The following is a 6,597-nucleotide window of genomic DNA, read 5'->3' as shown; positions in this document are numbered from 1 at the left end:
TTCTACCTTATTTCTTTGTCTCAGTCTAATTTCCAGTTTTTAAGACAGACTAGAACTTACTTTGGGAATTTAGCGCTAATTTTTTATTTTAAAAATTTTTCTTTTTTTGTTGACAATTTTCTGATAATTCAGTATATTAGATACATCGCAAAATTTAAGAAAGATTTAAGGAGTTTTCATGAAAACAAGAAAATTTGCAGTAGCTCTTGCTACATTTGCCTCTGCAGCTCTACTCGCTGCATGTGGTAATGTTTCGACAACCAATACTTCAGCCGCAGGTTCTTCTGTAGGTGATACATTTAAAATCGGCTACAACTTGGAGTTGTCAGGTGCTGTCTCATCTTATGGTCAAACAGAGGAAAAAGGTGCCAACCTTGCCGTGAAAGAAATCAATGCTGCGGGTGGTATTGACGGCAAAAAAATCGAAGTGATCACAAAAGACAACAAGTCTGAAACAGCAGAGGCAGCTACTGTTGCAACAAGCTTGGCAAGTGAAGGGGCAAACGTTGTGATTGGCCCAGCTACATCAGGAGCTTCAGCAGCCTCTATTCCAGCATTGACATCTGCTGGTGTTCCTATGATTACTCCTTCAGGAACTCAAACAAACTTGGTTGTGAACGATAAAGGTGAGGTCCAAGAATACTTCTTCCGTACAACCTTTACAGATGGGTATCAAGGTCAAATTATGGCTAAATACGCTACTGAGAACTTGTCAGCTAAGAAAGTTGTTCTTTACTTTGACAACTCTTCTGATTATGGTAAGGGTGTAGCAGAGGCGTTCAAGAAAGCATACACAGGAGAAATCGTTTCAGAAATCACATTTGCTTCTGGCGATAAAGATTTCCAAGCTGCTCTGACAAAATTGAAAGATAAGGAATTTGATGCTATCATCATGCCTGGTTACTACAATGAAACAGGTACAATTGTGAAGCAAGCACGCGGTTTGGGTATTGACAAGCCAATACTTGGTTCAGATGGTTTTGACTCACCACAATTTACTGAATTGGCAACTGCATCAGCAGCATCAAATGTTTACTACCTTTCTGCATTTGTAACATCAGCAAGTGAAAAAGCCAAAGCATTCTATGATGCATATAAGAAAGAATACAATGAAGAACCATCAATGTTCTCAGCTCTAGCTTACGACTCAGTTTACATGGCAGCAGAAGCAGCAAAAGGTGCAGCTGATTCAGCAGCAGTGAAGGCTAATCTTGCAGCTCTGAAAGACTTTGAAGGTGTGACTGGTACAATGTCTGTTGACAAAGAGCACAATGTTGTTAAATCAGTTTATGTTGTTGGTCTAACAAACGGAGAAGAATCATCTGTAGATACTATCTCTATTGACTAATAGTGGATGAAAAGAGGGAATTCCCTCTTTTTCACTTGTCAGAATGTATAGAATAGTAGACATGCGGATATAAAATTTGGGTAAAATTTTCGGTAATGATTAAACTCCCTGTCTAACTTGCTTATTTTCAGAAAATTTTGTATAATGTAACAATGCTATTGAGCTCGAAAAATATTTAGAAAGATTGGTGAACCTATGCTTCAACAACTTGTCAATGGTTTGATTCTTGGTTCTGTTTATGCCCTTTTGGCCCTTGGTTATACCATGGTGTACGGAATTATCAAACTCATTAACTTCGCCCATGGTGATTTGTATATGATGGGTGCTTTTATGGGGTACTTCCTATTAAATAATTTAACTTTTATTGCAGATGGTGGAACGCGTTTCTTTGTTGCTCTCATTCTAGCGATGGTAGGGACGGCTATTCTCGGTGTCGTTATAGAGTTTTTAGCCTATCGCCCTTTGCGTAATTCAACGCGTATAGCAGCTTTGATTACGGCTATCGGTGTATCCTTCTTCTTGGAATACACTATGGTCAAATTCTTTACAGCAGACGTAAAAGCCTTTCCACAAGCAATCGAAGCTGTGACTTTTAACCTTGGTCCAGTTTCTGTTACCAATATCCAGTTGATTATTCTTGGTGTATCGCTTGCGTTGATGGTCGCTCTTCAATTAATTGTCAAACGTACAAAAATGGGGAAAGCCATGCGTGCGGTCTCTGTAGATAGCGATGCAGCTCAGTTGATGGGGATTAACGTAAACCGTACAATCAGCTTTACTTTTGCTCTTGGGTCAGCTCTTGCAGGGGCAGCGGGTGTTCTCCTAGGTCTCTACTATAACCAGATAGAGCCTTTGATGGGGATGACCCCAGGTTTGAAAGCCTTTGTAGCGGCAGTATTGGGCGGTATCGGAATTATTCCTGGTGCAGCACTTGGTGGATTTGTTATCGGTATTATTGAAACATTTACATATGTAATCGGTTTGGATACTTTCCGTGATGCGATTGTTTATGCTGTATTAATCATCATCCTCCTTGTTCGTCCAAGTGGTATTCTTGGTAAAAATGTGAAAGAGAAGGTGTAACCATGAAGCAAAATTTAAAAGTTAATGCAATTTGGTTGGCTATCTTATTGGCTGGTTTTGGACTTATTCAAGGTCTTGTATCAGCAGGGATTCTGAATTTTTACTACATCCAGATTGTTCAGCAAATCGGAATTCAGATAATCTTGGCAGTTGGTTTAAACTTGATTGTTGGTTTCTCAGGTCAATTTTCACTTGGTCATGCTGGTTTTATGGCTATTGGTGCTTATGCAGTAGGTATCCTTGGGAAAATGATGCCATCTTATGGTGGTTTTGCTATTGCCTTGCTTGTTGGTATGTTGGTTGCTGGTGGTGTAGCCCTCTTAGTAGGTCTTCCAACATTGCGTTTGAAAGGTGACTACCTTGCCATTGCGACCCTTGGTGTTGCAGAGATTATTCGTATTTTAATTATAAATGGTGGTAGTGTAACGAATGGTGCAGCAGGTATTATGTCTATTCCACTCTTTACAAGCTGGCCTTTAGTTTATATTTTTGTAATCATCACAACCTTGGTGACAGTTAACTTTTTGCGCAGTCCGATGGGACGTGCTACAATTTCTGTTCGTGAGGATGAAATTGCGGCAGAATCTGTAGGTGTAAATCCAACATTTGTTAAGGTTTCAGCCTTTGTATTTGGTGCCATGACGGCAGCCATTGCAGGTGGTCTCCATGCAGGATACGTTGGGACAATTGTTCCGAAAGACTTTGCCTTTATGACCTCCGTTAACGTTTTGATTATCATTGTATTGGGTGGTTTGGGCTCTATCACAGGTACCTTTGTAGCAGCCATTGTACTTGGTATTTTGAACGTATTCCTCAAGAGTTACTCTGATATTTCAATGATTATCTATTCATTAGCTCTTATTCTCTTGATGATTTTCCGTCCTGGAGGTCTTTTGGGAACGAAGGAATTCAGCGTAGCAGCTCTACTCAAGAAGAAGGAGGTTAAGTAATGGCATTACTTGAAGTAAAAGATTTAACCAAGAACTTCGGTGGCCTGACTGCCGTTGGTGACGTGACCATGGAACTTCATGAAGGGGAATTGGTTGGTCTTATCGGTCCAAATGGTGCTGGTAAAACGACTCTTTTCAACCTCTTAACAGGTGTTTATGAGCCAAGTGAGGGGACAATTTCTCTTGCAGGGACTATTTTGAACGGTAAAGCACCATCAAAAATTGCTTCGCTTGGTCTTGGTCGTACTTTCCAGAACATTCGTTTGTTCAAAAATATGACCGTTTTGGAAAATGTTTTGATTGGTCTTGGCAACCATGGTAAATCAGAAGTATTTGCAAGTTTCTTCCGTCTTCCAGCATTCTATAAGAATGAAGAAGCGTTGAAAACAAAAGCGATTGAACTTTTGAAAATCTTCGATTTGGATGGAGATGCAGATACATTAGCTAAAAACCTTCCTTACGGTCAACAACGACGTTTGGAAATCGTTCGTGCCCTTGCGACTGAACCGAAAATTCTTTTCTTGGATGAGCCAGCGGCTGGTATGAACCCACAAGAAACGGCAGAATTGACCCAACTCATCCGTAAAATCAAAGAAGAATTTGGCATTACTATCATCTTGATCGAACACGATATGAGCTTGGTTATGGAAGTGACGGAGCGGATATACGTATTGGAGTACGGTCGTTTGATTGCCCATGGTACACCAGAAGAAATTCGTAATAATAAGCGTGTAATTGAAGCCTACCTTGGAGGTGAAGCATAATGGCAATGTTAGAAGTTAAAAATCTTTCTGTCAACTATGGCGTTATCGAGGCTGTTAAAGATGTTAGCTTTGAGGTTAATGAAGGTGAAGTTGTAACACTTATCGGCGCTAATGGTGCTGGTAAAACCTCTATCCTTCGTACTATTTCAGGACTTGTTCGTCCATCAGCTGGAACGATCTCTTTCCTTGGAAATGAGATTCAAAAAGTTCCTGCTCGTAAAATCGTTGCGGACGGTTTGTCACAAGTTCCAGAAGGTCGACATGTCTTTGCAGGCTTGACTGTTATGGAAAACTTGGAAATGGGTGCCTTCCTTCGTAACAATCGTGAAGAAAACCAAGCAAACTTAAAAAAGATCTTTGCGCGCTTCCCACGTTTGGAGGAGCGTAAGAACCAAGATGCCGCTACCCTTTCAGGTGGTGAGCAACAGATGTTGGCCATGGGACGTGCCCTAATGAGTCAACCAAAGCTCTTGCTCCTTGATGAACCATCAATGGGCTTGGCTCCGATCTTTATCCAAGAAATTTTTGATATCATCCAAGATATTCAAAAACAAGGAACAACTGTCCTCTTGATTGAGCAAAATGCCAACAAAGCCCTTGCTATCGCAGACCGTGGCTACGTCCTAGAAACAGGAAAAGTCGTCCTCTCAGGAACAGGAAAAGAACTCCTCGCCTCAGAAGAAGTCAAAAAAGCATATCTGGGTGGTTAAAACAGCCTACGGATAGGCTGTTTTAATCGGGAGATAGGAAAACCAGCAATGCATGTTGCTGGTTTGTCCCCAACCTGACGGGTTGTTTTAGGTTGGAAATGAGAACCGCTGGTAAGCGGTTTTCTTTATAAGTGGGTTACCCCACGTTTTAAGTTGGAGATGAGAAACGCCGGCGGGCGTTTTTCTTTATATCAAGATTGGGCTGTTTTAATCGGGAGATAGGAACACCAGCAATATGCATTACTTGGTCCTCCAACTTTGACGTTTTTCTTTTTATCTCTTACTTGCTAATTTCTGGATAATATGATAGCATTGTATCTCCATCAGAAGTATTTTTAGAATGTCTATACCGAGGTATAAAAATGTTTAACAAAGAATTTGGTCTTATGTTTTATGTGGATGATGTAGCTGTTGAGAAGGCTTTTTGGACGGCTGCTGGTTTCACAATCTTCAATGAATCAGAGATGATGGGTTACGAAACCTTTGATATGAAGTCACATCCAGAAGCAACAACGACCATTACTGTTTATGCAAATGAATTTATCCACCAAGTATCGCCAGAAGTGATTGATATGAAGCCAAGTCTCTTGTTTGAGACAGATGATATTGACGGTCTTCAGGCACGAATCGCTGGGCTGACAGATACTTGCAGTTCGGTCAATGCGGAGCCTTTCCCTAACTTTAACTTTGCAAGTCCAAGTGGTCATTACTTTGCGGTTAAAGGATAGAAAAATTAGTTAGCTTTGGAACAATCAGCGGTTTTCTATCGCTGATTTTCATTTCTTTTCATTAAATATTGAAATCGTTTTCGGATTTGTGGTATAATAAAGTACGATTTACCAAAGGAGGAAGTTCTATGTCTGTTAAAGATTTTATGACCCGTAAAGTTGTTTATATTTCACCAGATACAACCATTGCATACGCTGCAGATATTATGCGTGAACAGGATTTGCACCGTCTACCTGTTATTGAAAATGATAAGTTGGTTGGTTTGGTCACTGAGGGAACGATCGCAGAAGCTAGTCCATCGAAGGCAACTAGCCTATCTATTTACGAGATGAACTACCTTTTGAATAAGACTAAGGTCAAGGATGTGATGATTAAGAATGTTATCACAGTCTCAGGTTATGCTAGTCTTGAAGATGCTGCTTATCTCATGTATAAAAACAAAGTGGGGATCCTTCCAGTTGTTGACAACGGTCAACTATATGGGGTCATTACTGATCGTGATATTTTTGCAGCTTTTCTTCATGTCTCAGGTTATGGAGAAGAAGGAGTACGCGCTCGGTTCCTTGTTGAAAATAAGGCAGGGGAGTTAGAAAAAATTATTCGATTGGTGGCAGATAAGGATTATAATATTGTATCTACTGTGCAACTTGCTACCAAGTCTGGAAAAGTTGTCATCGAAGTGCAGATTGACGGAAAAGTTGATGTTGCAGAAGTTCGAACTCTTTTCGAGGGTGCAGGTATCCAAGTGGATAGCTTGGTTCCGACTGTTGCTAAAAATATTTAAAAACCGAGATTTCTCGGTTGTTTTCTTTAGCTATCATTCTAGTATTTTAGGGGAATGGGAGTGGGAAAGAACTCAACCATTCATAGAAGAGTTCGTCAACAAGTCTTTATTTCTAGTTGTTGAGCTGAAACAGTCTATCCCCAGACTGTTTCACTCCCACCCCCGCATAGTTCCAACTGTCTGGGGGACAGTTGGAAGTTGGAAATTGAGCGAACAAAGTTCGCTACAA

7 protein-coding genes are annotated in these 6,597 nt (G+C 40.5%); all 7 read left to right on the top strand.

Annotation, left to right across the window (positions count from 1 at the left end; translation table 11 throughout):
* Positions 1–178: 178 nt before the first annotated feature.
* The 7 genes from SST111_RS04135 (at position 179) to SST111_RS04105 (ending at position 6,368) form a co-directional block, all read left to right on the top strand.
* On the top strand, positions 179–1,348 hold the full coding sequence (locus tag SST111_RS04135) for an ABC transporter substrate-binding protein (protein WP_024378396.1): 1,170 nt from the start codon (positions 179–181) through the stop codon (positions 1,346–1,348).
* A gap of 195 nt (positions 1,349–1,543) precedes the next feature.
* Positions 1,544–2,431: a branched-chain amino acid ABC transporter permease gene (locus tag SST111_RS04130; protein ID WP_024378397.1), complete on the top strand. Its 888-nt coding sequence runs from the start codon at positions 1,544–1,546 to the stop codon at positions 2,429–2,431.
* Positions 2,432–2,433: 2 nt separating this feature from the next.
* On the top strand, positions 2,434–3,381 hold the full coding sequence (locus tag SST111_RS04125) for a branched-chain amino acid ABC transporter permease (RefSeq protein ID WP_029996528.1): 948 nt from the start codon (positions 2,434–2,436) through the stop codon (positions 3,379–3,381).
* Positions 3,381–4,145, top strand: coding sequence for an ABC transporter ATP-binding protein (locus SST111_RS04120; RefSeq protein ID WP_002937291.1), 765 nt, complete (start codon positions 3,381–3,383; stop codon positions 4,143–4,145). The genes SST111_RS04125 and SST111_RS04120 overlap by 1 nt, the downstream gene beginning before the upstream one ends.
* Positions 4,145–4,855, top strand: a complete 711-nt coding sequence (locus tag SST111_RS04115; RefSeq protein WP_002937288.1) for an ABC transporter ATP-binding protein — start codon at positions 4,145–4,147, stop codon at positions 4,853–4,855. The genes SST111_RS04120 and SST111_RS04115 overlap by 1 nt, the downstream gene beginning before the upstream one ends.
* A 362-nt stretch (positions 4,856–5,217) precedes the next feature.
* Positions 5,218–5,583 (top strand): glyoxalase, encoded by a 366-nt coding sequence (locus SST111_RS04110; protein ID WP_099810120.1) that lies wholly within the window; start codon positions 5,218–5,220, stop codon positions 5,581–5,583.
* Positions 5,584–5,711: 128 nt separating this feature from the next.
* The gene (locus tag SST111_RS04105; protein ID WP_099810119.1) at positions 5,712–6,368 is read left to right on the top strand and encodes a CBS domain-containing protein; all 657 of its coding nucleotides are present in this window, start codon (positions 5,712–5,714) and stop codon (positions 6,366–6,368) included.
* The last annotated feature ends 229 nt before the right edge of the window (positions 6,369–6,597 follow it).

This window comes from Streptococcus suis YS161 (assembly GCF_002760245.1).
GTDB lineage: Bacteria > Bacillota > Bacilli > Lactobacillales > Streptococcaceae > Streptococcus > Streptococcus suis_I.
Note: the sequence above shows the minus strand (reverse complement) of the source record. Positions and strands in the feature narration are given on the sequence as shown.

What these genes read in the sequence shown, in the direction of transcription:
- SST111_RS04130 (WP_024378397.1), top strand. Translation starts at nt 1,544, where the DNA reads ATGCTTCAACAACTTGTCAATGGTTTGATTCTTGGTTCTGTTTATGCC.
- SST111_RS04120 (WP_002937291.1), top strand. Translation starts at nt 3,381, where the DNA reads ATGGCATTACTTGAAGTAAAAGATTTAACCAAGAACTTCGGTGGCCTG.
- SST111_RS04125 (WP_029996528.1), top strand. Translation starts at nt 2,434, where the DNA reads ATGAAGCAAAATTTAAAAGTTAATGCAATTTGGTTGGCTATCTTATTG.
- SST111_RS04135 (WP_024378396.1), top strand. Translation starts at nt 179, where the DNA reads ATGAAAACAAGAAAATTTGCAGTAGCTCTTGCTACATTTGCCTCTGCA.
- SST111_RS04115 (WP_002937288.1), top strand. Translation starts at nt 4,145, where the DNA reads ATGGCAATGTTAGAAGTTAAAAATCTTTCTGTCAACTATGGCGTTATC.
- SST111_RS04110 (WP_099810120.1), top strand. Translation starts at nt 5,218, where the DNA reads ATGTTTAACAAAGAATTTGGTCTTATGTTTTATGTGGATGATGTAGCT.
- SST111_RS04105 (WP_099810119.1), top strand. Translation starts at nt 5,712, where the DNA reads ATGTCTGTTAAAGATTTTATGACCCGTAAAGTTGTTTATATTTCACCA.